The 12,983-nt window shown below is 44.0% G+C and carries 18 protein-coding genes and 1 pseudogene; 16 read left to right on the top strand and 3 right to left on the bottom strand.

What is annotated here, in order from left to right; genetic code table 11:
* Nucleotides 1-32: 32 nt before the first annotated feature.
* Nucleotides 33-1,079, top strand: a complete 1,047-nt coding sequence (locus K2225_RS12945; RefSeq protein ID WP_220585149.1) for a PLL family lectin — start codon at nucleotides 33-35, stop codon at nucleotides 1,077-1,079.
* 45 nt (nucleotides 1,080-1,124) lie between these two features.
* Here the strand turns inward: K2225_RS12945 and K2225_RS12940 are convergent, their stop codons facing one another.
* Nucleotides 1,125-1,262: a hypothetical protein gene (locus tag K2225_RS12940; protein WP_167356029.1), complete on the bottom strand. Its 138-nt coding sequence runs from the start codon at nucleotides 1,260-1,262 to the stop codon at nucleotides 1,125-1,127.
* A gap of 124 nt (nucleotides 1,263-1,386) precedes the next feature.
* Between K2225_RS12940 and K2225_RS12935 the strand changes: the two genes are divergently transcribed.
* The 5 genes from K2225_RS12935 (at nucleotide 1,387) to K2225_RS12915 (ending at nucleotide 3,023) form a co-directional block, all read left to right on the top strand.
* On the top strand, nucleotides 1,387-1,581 hold the full coding sequence (locus tag K2225_RS12935; protein ID WP_220585148.1) for a hypothetical protein: 195 nt from the start codon (nucleotides 1,387-1,389) through the stop codon (nucleotides 1,579-1,581).
* A gap of 70 nt (nucleotides 1,582-1,651) precedes the next feature.
* On the top strand, nucleotides 1,652-2,128 hold the full coding sequence (locus tag K2225_RS12930) for an HIT family protein (protein WP_220585147.1): 477 nt from the start codon (nucleotides 1,652-1,654) through the stop codon (nucleotides 2,126-2,128).
* Nucleotides 2,121-2,579, top strand: coding sequence for a hypothetical protein (locus tag K2225_RS12925; protein WP_220585146.1), 459 nt, complete (start codon nucleotides 2,121-2,123; stop codon nucleotides 2,577-2,579). Before K2225_RS12930 ends, K2225_RS12925 begins: the two co-directional genes overlap by 8 nt.
* A gap of 11 nt (nucleotides 2,580-2,590) precedes the next feature.
* Entirely contained in the window at nucleotides 2,591-2,752 is a 162-nt protein-coding gene (locus tag K2225_RS12920) for a hypothetical protein (protein ID WP_220585145.1), read from the top strand.
* 7 nt (nucleotides 2,753-2,759) lie between these two features.
* Nucleotides 2,760-3,023, top strand: coding sequence for a hypothetical protein (locus K2225_RS12915; protein WP_220585144.1), 264 nt, complete (start codon nucleotides 2,760-2,762; stop codon nucleotides 3,021-3,023).
* Between the two features lie 56 nt (nucleotides 3,024-3,079).
* On the opposite strand, the gene K2225_RS12910 is transcribed toward K2225_RS12915, so the two are convergent.
* Entirely contained in the window at nucleotides 3,080-4,078 is a 999-nt protein-coding gene (locus K2225_RS12910; RefSeq protein WP_220585143.1) for an LLM class flavin-dependent oxidoreductase, read from the bottom strand.
* A gap of 157 nt (nucleotides 4,079-4,235) precedes the next feature.
* Between K2225_RS12910 and K2225_RS12905 the strand changes: the two genes are divergently transcribed.
* The 6 genes from K2225_RS12905 (at nucleotide 4,236) to K2225_RS12880 (ending at nucleotide 8,187) form a co-directional block, all read left to right on the top strand.
* The gene (locus K2225_RS12905) at nucleotides 4,236-4,718 is read left to right on the top strand and encodes a hypothetical protein (protein ID WP_220585142.1); all 483 of its coding nucleotides are present in this window, start codon (nucleotides 4,236-4,238) and stop codon (nucleotides 4,716-4,718) included.
* Between the two features lie 327 nt (nucleotides 4,719-5,045).
* Entirely contained in the window at nucleotides 5,046-5,738 is a 693-nt protein-coding gene (locus K2225_RS12900) for a DUF1538 domain-containing protein (RefSeq protein ID WP_220585141.1), read from the top strand.
* Nucleotides 5,735-6,505, top strand: coding sequence for a DUF1538 domain-containing protein (locus tag K2225_RS12895; RefSeq protein WP_220585140.1), 771 nt, complete (start codon nucleotides 5,735-5,737; stop codon nucleotides 6,503-6,505). Before K2225_RS12900 ends, K2225_RS12895 begins: the two co-directional genes overlap by 4 nt.
* Nucleotides 6,459-7,187 carry a P-II family nitrogen regulator gene (locus tag K2225_RS12890; protein WP_220585139.1) on the top strand — a complete coding sequence of 243 codons (729 nt, stop codon included), beginning with the start codon at nucleotides 6,459-6,461 and terminating at the stop codon, nucleotides 7,185-7,187. The genes K2225_RS12895 and K2225_RS12890 overlap by 47 nt, the downstream gene beginning before the upstream one ends.
* A gap of 4 nt (nucleotides 7,188-7,191) precedes the next feature.
* Nucleotides 7,192-7,719 carry a GNAT family N-acetyltransferase gene (locus K2225_RS12885; RefSeq protein WP_220585138.1) on the top strand — a complete coding sequence of 176 codons (528 nt, stop codon included), beginning with the start codon at nucleotides 7,192-7,194 and terminating at the stop codon, nucleotides 7,717-7,719.
* Between the two features lie 69 nt (nucleotides 7,720-7,788).
* On the top strand, nucleotides 7,789-8,187 hold the full coding sequence (locus K2225_RS12880) for a hypothetical protein (protein WP_220585137.1): 399 nt from the start codon (nucleotides 7,789-7,791) through the stop codon (nucleotides 8,185-8,187).
* 37 nt (nucleotides 8,188-8,224) lie between these two features.
* Here the strand turns inward: K2225_RS12880 and K2225_RS12875 are convergent, their stop codons facing one another.
* Nucleotides 8,225-8,410 carry a hypothetical protein gene (locus K2225_RS12875; protein WP_146812968.1) on the bottom strand — a complete coding sequence of 62 codons (186 nt, stop codon included), beginning with the start codon at nucleotides 8,408-8,410 and terminating at the stop codon, nucleotides 8,225-8,227.
* A 321-nt stretch (nucleotides 8,411-8,731) separates the two neighbouring features.
* On the opposite strand from K2225_RS12875, the gene K2225_RS12870 reads away from it, so the two are divergent.
* The 4 genes and pseudogenes from K2225_RS12870 to K2225_RS12855 form a co-directional block, all read left to right on the top strand.
* The gene (locus K2225_RS12870) at nucleotides 8,732-10,012 is read left to right on the top strand and encodes an ABC transporter substrate-binding protein (protein ID WP_220585136.1); all 1,281 of its coding nucleotides are present in this window, start codon (nucleotides 8,732-8,734) and stop codon (nucleotides 10,010-10,012) included.
* Nucleotides 10,013-10,126: 114 nt separating this feature from the next.
* Nucleotides 10,127-11,035 carry a carbohydrate ABC transporter permease gene (locus K2225_RS12865; protein WP_220585555.1) on the top strand — a complete coding sequence of 303 codons (909 nt, stop codon included), beginning with the start codon at nucleotides 10,127-10,129 and terminating at the stop codon, nucleotides 11,033-11,035.
* Nucleotides 11,032-11,865 (top strand): carbohydrate ABC transporter permease, encoded by an 834-nt coding sequence (locus tag K2225_RS12860; protein WP_220585135.1) that lies wholly within the window; start codon nucleotides 11,032-11,034, stop codon nucleotides 11,863-11,865. The genes K2225_RS12865 and K2225_RS12860 overlap by 4 nt, the downstream gene beginning before the upstream one ends.
* Before the next feature lie 76 nt (nucleotides 11,866-11,941).
* A pseudogene (locus K2225_RS12855) lies at nucleotides 11,942-12,958 on the top strand (LacI family DNA-binding transcriptional regulator); the annotation flags it as partial.
* Nucleotides 12,959-12,983: the final 25 nt, after the last annotated feature.

The following is a 12,983-nucleotide window of genomic DNA, read 5'->3' as shown; positions in this document are numbered from 1 at the left end:
AGAGGACACCATGAAGGGGGGATCACAGCATTATGTATCCATATGGACCTTATTATTATGGTTATGGAGGACCGCAGGATTATTATGGTTACCGGAGTTATCCTGAGGAAGGTTATGCTCTATATCCATACGTTCCTTATCAGCAAGGCTATTACGGCCAATCCGCGTTCCAAGCATATCCTTATCAAGGAAACAGGTCATTCCATCAATGGAGGGACAATTGGAAGAGGTGGGAAGACCTCGGTTCACCTCCAAGAGGGTTCAGAGGTTCCCCTTCTGTATCTTCCTGGCAGACGAATCGGCTGGATTGCTTTGTGAGGGGAAGCGATAACCGTCTCTGGCATAAATGGTGGGATGGATCGAGGTGGCAGGAGTGGGAAGACTTAGGCGCTCCGCGTGGAGGCGTAAGAAGCTCGCCTGGGGCTGTGTCGTGGGGGCCGAACCGAATTGATTGTTTCGTAAGAGGGACGAACGATCGGATGTGGCACAAATGGTGGGATGGGTCCAGATGGAGAGAATGGGAGGATCTCGGATCACCGCCTCCTGGATTTGATGGATCCCCAGCTGTATCTTCCTGGCAGAGGAATCGTCTCGACTGTTTTGTCCAGGGAGACGATAACAATCTCTGGCATAAATGGTGGGATGGATCCAGGTGGAGAGACTGGGAAAACCTTGGTTCGCCGAGGGGCGGGGTCCGGAGTTCTCCGGCGGTTGTATCATGGGGGCCGAATCGGATTGATTGTTTTGTCAGAGGAAGAAATGATGTCATGTGGCACAAGTGGTGGGACGGGGTACGCTGGAGTGAATGGGAAGATCTAGGTTCACCAAGAGGTGGGTTTGATGGAGCTCCTGGGGTATCATCTTGGGCGCAAAACCGTCTGGACTGCTTTGTGCGTGGAGATAATAATCAGCTATGGCATAAATGGTGGGACGGTAGACGCTGGAGAAATTGGGAGAATCTCGGCGCGCCAAGAGGTGGTGTACGTTCCTCGCCAGCAGCTGTCTCATGGGGAAGGAACCGGATTGACTGCTTCGTGCGTGGGGCGAATGATCACATGTGGCACAAGTGGTATTCATAATAAAACAAGCAAAAACCTGAGGAATGTTCCTCAGGTTTTTGCTGTTTATTCATTCGCTCCAGGACCTTGCTTGGGCCGGTTCTTATTGGTGCGGTGACCGACTTCTTCTTCAATTGGCAGGCTTTCTTTCGGTGTTTTATTGTTCGTTTTCGCTGCGTTCATTTGTGATGTTCTTTTTCCCATCAACATCTACCTCCTCTTATGAGCATAGTTTGTATATAATGGAGAGAGGTAAAACGAGGAAATTTTTTCATCCATGAAACCTTCTAATAGAAAGAATCGTAGGATAGACAGGGAGGCGGCACCATTGAGCCATTGGTTGAAAAGTAAGAAACAAATGTTGAAAAGGCGTAGGCAAAAAGCGGAGGAATCCAGGATTTTCGACGTGCTGTTTGAATTATTGATTTGGTTCCTTGAGCTGATCATTTCCCCAATACGACTGGTCGTTTGGTTCATGAAAGGGATCGGAAGGTTCATCGGGCTTATTTTCGATATTCATTAATAAAACTTTGGTTATCTCGATTTCGAGCCTTTCATATTCGGAATTTAAGATAAAAAATTAGGGGGATGACATGCGTACAATTACATTATCGAATGGAGAAACCGTGGAAGTGGACTGTCTTAGTTGTGCTTTGACCAGTGGCAAGGTCGAACCTGAAGGGGGAGTCATTGCTGAAACGGAACATTTTCACGCACATCAGGATGTAGCTTATCCAATTAGAGGATTAGTCATAGTCGCTTCCAAACGGCATATCAAGGGCTTGGATGAATTGACAGAAGAAGAACAACACGATTATATTACTTTCATTGCAAAGATCAGGAAGGCGCAAAGGGAAGTTTTAGGGATTGAATCTGTGTACTACTTTTATAACGAGGACACGACTCACCACTTCCATTTATGGATGGTGCCCCGTTATGATTGGATGTATGAATTCGGACGTTCGGTGGAATCTGTCCGTCCAGTTTTGCTTCATGCGAGGAAGAACGAAAAGGATCATACAAACGTGTTGGAAGGCATTCGCATGTTAACAGAGGTATTGAATGAGTAAGGTGATCTTCATGCTCTTCAGCGCTCTCCTTTTTTCAAACACAATGGCCCATGCTTCCGGTCCATTTGTTATCAGTGAGGAAGGCGCAGCCGGCTATTATTATCAAGTGACTAAAGAGGAAAATACATTCACATGGTTGATTGGCGGGAAGGACGATTTAATGACTGTAATAGAAACAGAAGAAAATGAAGGTCGTCTTCATTCATTCCGGACAGGTGTAGAAAATGCAAACAGTCAGTTGTCTATTCTCTGGATTACGGGCGTGTTTTTTGTCGTCGGCTCAACTCTCACCCTTTATTCATTTAATAAGGAAAGGCGTATGATTAAGGAAGCTTTACCTGTGATCATCGCAGCTCTGTGTATTCCTATTTACATATTGTTTACCGCTTCCATTGATTTAGGGCATGCATTGCATGAAACGGAGTATTATTTTCAATCGCTTTTGAAATAGGGGGGAACGGCATGGACAGTATTTTTATGGTGTTCGTTGCTTTTGTCATCTGTTTTAGTATCAGTTCAGTCCTCAATGTATTATTGAAGACGACGAAAAAAAGAGATTGGGCTGTATCGACCTTGTTGAGTTTTGCATTAGCTCTATTTCTTGGAGGGTTTATGGGAGGTTGATGTGAAGGTGGATTGGATAAGAGGCACGGGGCGTCTGCGAATACTAACGGTGTTACGATTAATAGTCGGCCTGCTTGTCATAGGTTTGAGTGTGTATGGATTATGGACAGAGGATTTTCGAGCCCTGCCTTTCATGCTGTTGATGTTAGGGTTCTTAATGTTTGTTACAGGAATGGTAGAAATCGAAAAGCGTAGAGGAGCCTATTCAATTCCCCACTTTCTCACTGCTACAGGAGTTTTTGTCTTTCTATTTTATACTTATGTCATGTAAAGGAAGTCCCTCTGTATGGCAGAGGGACTTCTCTTTAATAACAAATTTTTCAACCATTATTCACTCATAATCTCAGATACAATTTCATAGGAATGCAAACGTGCGCTGTGGTCATAGATTTGGGAAATGACCATGAGTTCGTCAGCCTCGGTTTCCGCCTGGAATTTCTCCAATTGGTCTCTCACCGTTTCTTTACTGCCGATAATGGATGCGCCCAGTTGCTGTCTTAGAGCAGCTTTCTCTTGTGCTGTCCATACTTCGTCCATGTCATCAACCGGTGGCTGGAGTAAGTGATTCGTATTTCGTACGAGATTCAGGAATTGTTGCTGCAGGGACGTCGCCAATCTTTCAGCTTCTTCATCCGTATCTGCGGCAATAACATTGACACCTACCATGACGTAGGGTTCATCAAGCACCTCTGAAGGCTGGAAACTGGAACGATACAGATTCAAGGCGCCGCGTGTATTGTTCGGTGAAAAGTGGCTGGCAAAAGAAAACGGCAGACCAAGTTGACCTGCAAGTTGTGCGCTGAATCCACTCGAACCGAGCAGCCATACCGGGATGTCCAGTCCTTCTCCTGGAATTGCGCGAATATGGTGATCGCCGGCAAAATAGCCTCGTAATTCATCTAGCATAGCAGGGAACTCATTAGGATCGGAGTCCAAGTTTCTCCGTAAAGCCCGTGCGGTCATCCCGTCCGTTCCTGGAGCACGTCCAAGACCTAGATCCACACGTCCGGGAAACAGGGTTTCCAGTGTGCCGAATTGTTCTGCGACGATGAGTGGTGCGTGATTCGGAAGCATCACTCCACCTGAACCGACTCGGATAGAATCCGTATTGTGCAGCACATGACTGATGGCAACGGATGTTGCGGAACTTGCGATGAAAGGCATGTTGTGGTGTTCAGCCATCCAGTACCTTGTGAACCCCCACTTTTCCACATGTTGAGCAAGGTCCACCGTATTTCGGAAAGAATCCGCAGGCGTACTCCCCTCGATCACAGGGGCAAGGTCGAGAACTGAGAATTTTGTATTTGTTAATGCTTTTACAGACATAGGATAACCTCTTTTCTAATTCGCTTATAATAGACGGGCATGATTACCCTTCTCTTCTATAACAACACTTATCATATCAAGTGTATTTCGTGACTCAAAATAATTTGTTTGAAACATATTCCAGAATCAGACGTCTACTTTCATAAGGAGGGAGACGATGCGGGTATTGATTGTACTCTGTTGTTTACTTTTCCCATTTTTCTATTTATCTACAACGGCTTCAGCCACATCATGGGCCTACCCTTTTGTCGTCTATGATGGTTTCATTTATGTTGTGGAAGAAGAAGCGGCAGAGGTGAAAGTGGGGAAGAGGATTGGCGAGGTGACCGCTTATTCGGATATGCGCCAGTATGATGGGAATTTCTCTAATGTTTTTGAAACAGGAACGGGCTATTTTAAAGTTCTAGGCTATCCCACCACACAAGTGATTGCTGTTAAGGTACGTAAGGGCGTGTTTAGAAAAGCAGAACGAGAAGCTGCTTACACCTACGTGAGTGAAGGACAGGAAGTGGAGAGCTCTTTTCTGGAAAAAGGGAAACCTGTGGAGCAGAACGACCTCATCTTCGGTACGGTCGTGTTTGTAAGCTTTCTCGCCTTCATTGCTGGTGCGCTCTATCTTTTTCAACGTAAAGGGGCGTGAGGATTTAACGCCGGCATGTAGTTATGCTGAACCCATGAAGGAGGATAACTTTGCTGAAAAAACTGAAGAACTTATTTTCACGAAAGTCTTGTGCGATCTGTAAGAAGAAGCCTGTGGACCCGAAGTCGTATTACAATGACGAGGGGGAAGCGGTGCTCGTCTGCAGGTCATGTGTTCCTTATGCTGAACGAAGGGCTATGAGAAAAAGGTAAGTCTATGAACTTTATCATCATTGCATGATTTTGATGATATAATAAATACAGAAAAACTTTCCAGAAACGGAACATCTATATACAAGCTCCTCAACTATTCCGAAGGAGGCTTTAGATGGACAATATTAAAGAGACGTTTCTTGAAGTCGTCCTCTCCATACTTCCCATCACCATCGTCATTACCATCCTTCAATTCACTCTTGTCTGGCTTCCCTTGGACATGTTCTTTCAATTCCTCATCGGTGTTGGGATGGTGGGAGCCGGCCTGGTGTTGTTTTTACTCGGTGTTAATGTCGGTTTGTTACCCATTGGTGAAATGATCGGTTCTGCGTTGTCTAAAACGAAGAGAGTCTGGCTGATTGTTTTTTTCGGATTTCTTCTCGGTCTTGTTGTGACCATAGCAGAACCTGACGTCCGTGTGCTTTCTTCCCAGGTCGATCAGGTCTCAGGCGGACAGATTCCTATGGACATTCTTATCCTTTCCGTTGCGATCGGGGTAGGTGTGTTCGTCGCCCTTGCTATGTTCAGGATTATCTTCAGTATCAACATCGTTTACCTGCTAGCGGGAGGATATGCGCTTGTCTTTCTCCTGGCGGCCTTTACACCAGATGTTTTCGTCCCGATCTCTTTTGATGCTGGGGGAGTAACCACAGGCCCATTGACAGTGCCGTTTATCCTTTCTCTCGGTGTGGGTGTGGCTGCGGTCATGCGGGGAAAATCTTCATCGGGTGATGGATTTGGACTTGTCGCCTTAGCTTCGATCGGCCCGATCTTATCTGTTCTCCTTTTAGGGGTGATTTATGGGTGAACATTAAAATCTTCGATGGTTTCTGGAATGTCCTGTTTGATGTCGCGACAGCACTCATTCCACTATTCTTCTTATTCCTTCTCTTTCAATTTGCTTTTCTTAAGCTCCCATGGAAAAAATTACAGGACATCCTGATTGGCTTCTTTTTGACCTATGCAGGGCTTTCCCTCTTTTTGCAAGGGGTTCATATCGGTTTCTTGCCTGTCGGAAGCATGATGGGAGAGAAGCTTGGGACGATTGAACATACGTGGCTGCTGGTTCCGATTGGCTTTGTCCTTGGTTTTGTAGCCATTTATGCAGAGCCTGCGGTCAGTGTGCTTACCCATCAAGTTGAAAAAGTCTCAGGCGGCTATATCCCTCAGAAATTATTACTTTACACCCTCTCATTCGGGGTCGGTCTATCGATCGCTCTATCCATGGTGCGCATTTTAATAGGTATCCCGATTTGGTACTTTGTGGTCCCTGGTTACCTGTTCGCCCTGATCATCGTCCGCTTTTCTAATAAAACATTTACATCGGTCGCTTTTGACTCTGGAGGGGTCGCTACAGGCCCGATGACCGCCACATTTATACTGAGTCTATTCGTAGGCATTGCCTCTGTTACAGAAGGGCGTGATCCACTGTTGGACGGGTTTGGTATGGTGGCTCTGGTGGCTTTGGCACCGATTATTTCTGTCCTTACACTAGGTGTGATTTACAGGAGAAAGGAGCAGGAACAATATGACAAAGAACAAATCCGGACAAAAGCTCATAGTAACGATCGTTAAAAAAGAAAAAGCTAAAAAAGTCGTCCATGCCTCGACTCTTGCAGGTGCCCAGGGAGGGACCACTTTTTTTGGTAAAGGCTTTAGAATGGATGAAAAGAAACGTTTTCTTGGCATACCTGTGGAACGGGAACGGGAAGTGATCTTAACTCTCGTTTCTAATTCTATCTTCGAGTCGGTCATGGATGCGATCACGCAAGCAGCAAAATTGAACCGACCGAGGCATGGCATAGGCTTTGTGATCGATACGAAGAACATTAGTGGCATCAATCATATGCTCGGCCTGGGACTTGAACCAGAACAAAACGCAAGTGAGGGTGTGATGCAGGTGGAGAAGCAGAAATTGTCCTATGATCTTATTGTGACAATTGTTAATAAAGGGGATGCGGAAAAAGTCGTAGATGCTTCTAAAGAAGCAGGCGCTGAGGGCGGTACCATCATTACAGGGAGAGGGACAGGTATACATGAAAAGGCGAAGCTTTTCAATATCCTCATTGAACCTGAAAAAGAAGTGGTGCTGACATTGATTGTCAAAGATAAATGTGATGGAGTTCTGCGTGCCATTGAACGTGGAGCCAGACTGGATGAGCCAGGCAGAGGAATTGCCTTTGTGCTGGATGTCGAACGAACGGTAGGGATCAACCATCTATTAAACCAACAGTGGAGTGAGGAAATGAAGGAGTGAGAGCATGCAGGTTAGACCGGAGAAGAAAGAGGACTTCCAAGCAATCGAACAAGTCATTATGGCAGCATTTGAAAACGAGGAGATGAGTGATCAAACCGAACATCAACTAGTAAGGAGGCTGAGGAATTCGGATGCCTATGTCCCTGAACTTTCCATTGTAGCTGTAGAAAAAGGTGAAATCATAGGTCACCTCATGCTGACAAAAGTAACGATTGGGGAAAATGATTCTTTGAGATCCTTGGCCCTCGCCCCTGTGTCTGTTTATCCTTCTTATCAAAATCAAGGGATCGGTAAAGCATTAATCGAACACGCATTGAAAAAATCGGGGGAGAAGGATTATGAATCTGTCATCGTCCTTGGACATCCAGGTTATTACTCTAGATTCGGTTTTCAACCAGCCTCCCAGTACGGCATAGTGCCCCCTTTTGAAGTTCCTGATGAAGCATTCATGGCCTTTGAACTTAAAAGAAGCGCTTTGACGAAAGTTTTTGGGACCGTTCATTATTCCAACGAATTTTTTAAACAATCATGAGCCTTACGAAAAAAAGAAGTTTCCATTTTGGATGATGGAGAGAATGCAGGGGACCAAGGAGGAGAGAGCTTGAAGGGAAAGTTTCTCATCTTTATGTTTGTCGCGTTTGTCCTTCTTGCCGGATGTAATTCAGAAAAAGAAGAGCTGATGGAAGAAATAACTTCAGGGGTGGAAGGACGTTATAGTGTGCTGGCTTTCAAAAGTGAAAACGGGTCCAGCGAGGCGTTTCAAAATGAGATCAATCAAATATTCAATGATCCTGAAGTATGGGAGAACCGGCTTTATTCATTCAACATTCTAGAGGAAGTGCCGGAAGAACCTTATGATTATAAGAAACTTCTGAATATCAACGAGTTGCCGCAATATATCGTTTTAGATACGAAAGAAGTGGTTTTCCGTACGACCCACATCAAGGATTTGGAAAGTTTTTTATTGGAGGGAGTCCAACAATCATCTCACGAGCATTAGAAAACGGAAGCTCCTCCGCTTCCGTTTTTTTGTGCTTTTAAAAAGGCTTCGTATGTTTAGGGTCTGCTGATTTTTTGGCAGCTCCTTGATCATAATACATTTCTTCATAGGCTTCTTTGTTTTCATTTGCCATATTGACTTGAGGCTGAGCTTTTCTTTTTCTGTCGAAATAGATGGAAAGGGCAATCAATACGATCGGGATTAAAAGTAAGAGCCATAACATGTTTCGTTCCTCCTCAATGTTTTTGGCTTACAGTCACCCTATTCCCCTTCTATCAGCTTTCATGCTGTTTATGACAAGAAATGCGTCTAAGGAACTGCTCCATGTAATAAATGAAATATATCCTTTATAAGAAATATTAGGAAACCGGTTTACAAAAAACGTGTTTAATTGTGAAAAAATTTGAAAAAAAGTATTGAAAACGGATACATTAGTGGTTTATAATCAAGCTAACCTAATAAATCAATTGATTTTTTTTAAACATTAACGAAACCGGTTTCGTTAATGTAGGGGGAAGAGAAATTAGGCAGGAATACGAAAGGAATGGTGAAAGTGAAAAAGAATTTATTCGTCGTTATGATGTTGGTCTTATCGATGTTCCTTTATGCGTGTAGTAGTGGCGAGGAAGAATCTGCTTCAGGTGAAGGCAAAGTCACTCTTGACTTCTGGGTTTTCGGAGCTACCAACTATGAAGATTTAGCGAAAGAATATGAAAAAGAAAATCCAAATGTCAAAATCAATATCAAGAACTCTGAGCTTGGCGATCACCACGATAGTTTGTTCACATCGATTTCAGCTGGAACAGGCGCTCCGGATTTGACGATGATCGAGGTCGATCAATTGGACCGCTACCGCGAAGCGCAAGATCGTTTTGTTAACTTGTACGACTTAGGTGCAGATGAGATTCAGGATCAATACTTAGATTGGAAATGGCAAATGGCTGAAAATGGAGAAGGAGATTTCTTGTTCGGTTTACCGACAGACATAGGTCCGAAAGCGATGTACTTCCACACAGAAGTGTTTGAAGAAGCTGGACTACCAACTGATCCTGATAAAGTCAGTGAAATGATTTCAACTCCTGATCAATTTGCAGATGCAGCGACAACGGTTTTAGAAAAGACTGGAAAACCAATGGTCGACAGTATGGAAATGGCGTTCCGTGCAAACATGGATGCTCTTGAAGTCAGCTACTTCAACCGTGATGGTGAACTATTGATCGGTGAAGCAGATAACGGAGTAAAAGAAGCTTATGACTATGCGGTTGAACTACATGATAAAGGTGTCGTAGGTTCATTCGAAATGTGGACACCAGAGTGGGCGAATGCCTTGAACCAAGGTGGGTTTGCTGTTGAGATGGCTCCTGCTTGGTTGAAAGGTTACATGACTGAAAACGCTCCTGAAGGCGCAGGTAAGTGGAGAGTAACGACGCTTCCAACAGACTTCGCAGGAAACTGGGGAGGTTCTTATGTAGCGATTCCTTCTGAGACGAAACATAGTGAAGAAGCGTACAAGTTTGCTAAATGGATGCTTTCTCCTGAAAACCAATTGGAGTCCTTCGTGGAAAGTGGTTTGTTCCCATCTGCTCCAGAAGTGTATGAAATGGAAGAATTTGTGAACAATTCTGATGAGTATTTCGGCGGACAGAACACAGCTGCTTACTTTGCAGAAGCGGCAAAAGAAATTCCTGAAGTTTACAAAGGACCAAAATATGTAACTGTAAACAATGAAGTATTGACAGCTCTACGAAATGTTCAAGAAGGCGCAGATCCTAAAGAAGAATGGGAAGCTGCCGTTAAACGTATTGAAGGTTTAGTGAGCCGCTAAAGGTTTTAAGGGCTGGATGGATTCCATCCGGCCCTCCTACATAAAGGAGGGAATCATGTGGAGAGTGTACAAAAACGTCAGCAAGCTTCAAAAGTGAAAAAATCCACTACCCAAATGTCTGAAAAGAAAAAAGATATGCTGTCCGGATATTTATACATTGCACCGTTTTTCATCATATTTGGCATCATCGGTCTTTATCCAGCTGTTTTTAGTATCGTACTAGCTTTCCAGGATTGGAATGGACTTGGAGAAATGGACTTCGTAGGGTTGAGCAACTTTGTTGTCGTCCTTCAGGATCCTTTGTTTTGGAAATCACTATATAACACCGTCATTATCGGTTTGATGGGGACAGCTCCCCAATTGGTCGTCGGAATTATTCTAGCCTACTTCCTGAACATGGCCGTCATTCGTTTTACGAACTTCTTCCGTGTGACGATCTTTATGCCTTATATCACATCGATGGTAGCCGTTGCTTTAGTGTTCGGTGTATTTTTCAGTAGTAGTGAGACAGCTTTAGCTAACTATGTCATCGGTCTATTCGGAATGGATCCTGTCAGTTGGAAAACGTCTGAATGGGGAGCGAAAATCGCGATTTCCTTAATGGTTTTCTGGCGATGGGTTGGATATAACACGATCATCTATTTAGCAGGATTGCAAAGTATTCCGAAAGACTTGTATGAAGCAGCAACGATTGACGGTGCTGGTAAGGTTCAGCAATTCCTTCACATTACGATTCCAATGCTGAAGCCTTTCATTATCCTTACAGTTTTCATGTCCACCGTAGGAGCTCTTCAATTGTTCGCAGAACCAGCGGTATTCTTAGGTTCTTCTGCATTCAACCGAGATGAAGCCATGACCGTTGTTATGTATCTTTATCGTGATGCCTTTAACTTAGGTTCATTTGGAACAGCTTCAGCAACAGCTGTATTACTACTCATCATTATTGTGGGTGCAGCAGCATTGAATACGTGGTTGACTTCTGGAGTCGGTCGTAAGCAGAAAAGGAGGGCCTTTACAAAATGAGAAAATCTAAAGGGTTGAAAAAAGGGACGCTTCCCGTTTATATCATCTTATGGATCGCCTCTATTTTATCCATTTTTCCTTTCTATTGGATGTTTGTCATGGCGACCAGGCCGAGTGCTGCTTACAATTCCATTCCGCCGACACTCCTGCCAGGTGATCAACTTGTAGAAAACTTCATGAAAGTCCTGGATACGATTCCATTCTTTCAGGCGATGTGGAATACCATCCTTTTATGTACCACGGTAACCCTCGCTGTATTATTGATCAGCTCTTTGGCTGGATTCGCATTCGCGAAGTTTGAGTTCCCAGGTAAAAACTTTTTCTTCATCCTAATTCTATTGACTATGGTGATCCCTCCTCAGTTGGGATTGATTCCACAGTTCTACCTCGTTTCCCAATTAGGATGGTTGGATACGTTACTTGGGGCAGGGGTTCTGTTCTTGCTGAACCCATTGGGCATCTTCTTAATGCGCCAATACATCAGTGAATCTGTACCTGATGAACTGATGGAAGCAGCAAAACTTGATGGATGTTCAAACTTCAGAATTTTCCGGAGTATCGTGCTTCCAATTATCAAGCCTGCTTTCGCAACTCTAGGAATCATCGTGTTCACGCTTGTGTGGGGAGAATTCTTATGGCAGTTTACCGTATTGCGTGACCCAGCGTCCTACACATTGCAAGTAGCGCTTGCATCATTGAATAACGCGTTCCGTGTTGACTTTGGTATGTTGCTTTCAGGTGTATTCTGGGCAACTGTTCCATTGATCATCATCTTCTTGATTTTCAATCGCTGGTTCATTTCAAGTATTACAGAAGGGTCGATCAAGTAAATCTATGCCATCCACTCGTAATTGTTGATACAATAGATGGTAATCACAGAGCGGCTAGCTTTTAAGGAGAGAACAAGAGATGGATTTAACAATTCGTGACATAGCAAAAATGGCAGGTGTTTCTCCAGCCACTGTTTCTAAAATCATCAACAATTATGGAGGCATCAGTGAATCGACACGAAAGAAAGTCTATAAGATTATCGAAGATACAAAATATCAACCTACGTTTTCAGCCAAATCTCTGGCTACGAAAAAATCGAACCTGATCGGTTTGATTTATGCGGGTAAGATCAATGTTGATTTTACTCACCCCTTTTTCAACGAAGTTGTCAATTCATTCAAAAGAGCTGTAGGGGCTTTAGGTTATGACTTGCTATTGTTCTCTAACGAAAAATTCTATAAAGGAGAAAGCAAGTATTTAGAAAGGTGCAAGCATTTCCATGTTGATGGATGCCTGGTCATCGCCGGTGATGAAATTGAAGAGGCTGTCCATGACATTGCGAAAAGCGAGATTCCTTGTATCGGAATTGACTTGAAGCTGGAAGGTCCAAGGTCCAGCTATATTATGACAGACAACGCAAAGATCGGGGCGAAAGTCGTCGAGTACCTGTATTTGAATAAAGTGCGCAATATTGCGTACATCGGCGGGAAGCAGGATTCTCTTGTTTCGAGTATCCGGAACATCGGCTTTATTGATGCCATGAACCAATTCGGACTGACGATCAGCAAAGACTGGATCTATTACGGCGACTTTTTCGAAGACAGTGGATATGAAGGAATGAAAGAAATTCTAAAAGGGGACCGACTTCCAGAAGCGGTTTTCGCAGCTTCCGATATGATGGCTCTTGGAGCATTAAAAGCATTGAAGGAAGTAGGATTGTCTGTTCCTGAAGATATCCAATTGATCGGTTGCGATGATATCGAAGCTTGCCGATACAGTGATCCACCATTGACGACTGTAAAACAAGACAAACAAAAACTAGGAAAACTAGCGGCGTATATGCTTGAAGATTTGATCAAGGACGATCACGACATCCAGGATGTCAAAGTGGACCCAGAGTTGGTGCCACGAGCTTCTACCATAGAACGCTAGACTCCTAAAGATTAACTGGAGGTAA

Origin of the sequence: Halobacillus sp. Nhm2S1 (assembly GCF_019599545.1) — a bacterium.
Classification (GTDB): Bacteria; Bacillota; Bacilli; order Bacillales; family Halobacillaceae; genus Halobacillus.
The sequence above is the reverse complement of the archived record's forward strand: the minus strand, read 5'-3'. Positions and strand labels throughout refer to the sequence as shown.

What these genes read in the sequence shown, in the direction of transcription:
- K2225_RS12890 (WP_220585139.1), top strand. Translation starts at nt 6,459, where the DNA reads ATGACAAAGAACAAATCCGGACAAAAGCTCATAGTAACGATCGTTAAA.
- K2225_RS12875 (WP_146812968.1), bottom strand. Translation starts at nt 8,410, where the DNA reads ATGTTATGGCTCTTACTTTTAATCCCGATCGTATTGATTGCCCTTTCC.
- K2225_RS12910 (WP_220585143.1), bottom strand. Translation starts at nt 4,078, where the DNA reads ATGTCTGTAAAAGCATTAACAAATACAAAATTCTCAGTTCTCGACCTT.
- K2225_RS12885 (WP_220585138.1), top strand. Translation starts at nt 7,192, where the DNA reads ATGCAGGTTAGACCGGAGAAGAAAGAGGACTTCCAAGCAATCGAACAA.
- K2225_RS12930 (WP_220585147.1), top strand. Translation starts at nt 1,652, where the DNA reads ATGCGTACAATTACATTATCGAATGGAGAAACCGTGGAAGTGGACTGT.
- K2225_RS12900 (WP_220585141.1), top strand. Translation starts at nt 5,046, where the DNA reads ATGGACAATATTAAAGAGACGTTTCTTGAAGTCGTCCTCTCCATACTT.
- K2225_RS12945 (WP_220585149.1), top strand. Translation starts at nt 33, where the DNA reads ATGTATCCATATGGACCTTATTATTATGGTTATGGAGGACCGCAGGAT.
- K2225_RS12865 (WP_220585555.1), top strand. Translation starts at nt 10,127, where the DNA reads ATGTCTGAAAAGAAAAAAGATATGCTGTCCGGATATTTATACATTGCA.
- K2225_RS12870 (WP_220585136.1), top strand. Translation starts at nt 8,732, where the DNA reads ATGGTGAAAGTGAAAAAGAATTTATTCGTCGTTATGATGTTGGTCTTA.
- K2225_RS12905 (WP_220585142.1), top strand. Translation starts at nt 4,236, where the DNA reads ATGCGGGTATTGATTGTACTCTGTTGTTTACTTTTCCCATTTTTCTAT.
- K2225_RS12940 (WP_167356029.1), bottom strand. Translation starts at nt 1,262, where the DNA reads ATGGGAAAAAGAACATCACAAATGAACGCAGCGAAAACGAACAATAAA.
- K2225_RS12920 (WP_220585145.1), top strand. Translation starts at nt 2,591, where the DNA reads ATGGACAGTATTTTTATGGTGTTCGTTGCTTTTGTCATCTGTTTTAGT.
- K2225_RS12925 (WP_220585146.1), top strand. Translation starts at nt 2,121, where the DNA reads ATGAGTAAGGTGATCTTCATGCTCTTCAGCGCTCTCCTTTTTTCAAAC.
- K2225_RS12860 (WP_220585135.1), top strand. Translation starts at nt 11,032, where the DNA reads ATGAGAAAATCTAAAGGGTTGAAAAAAGGGACGCTTCCCGTTTATATC.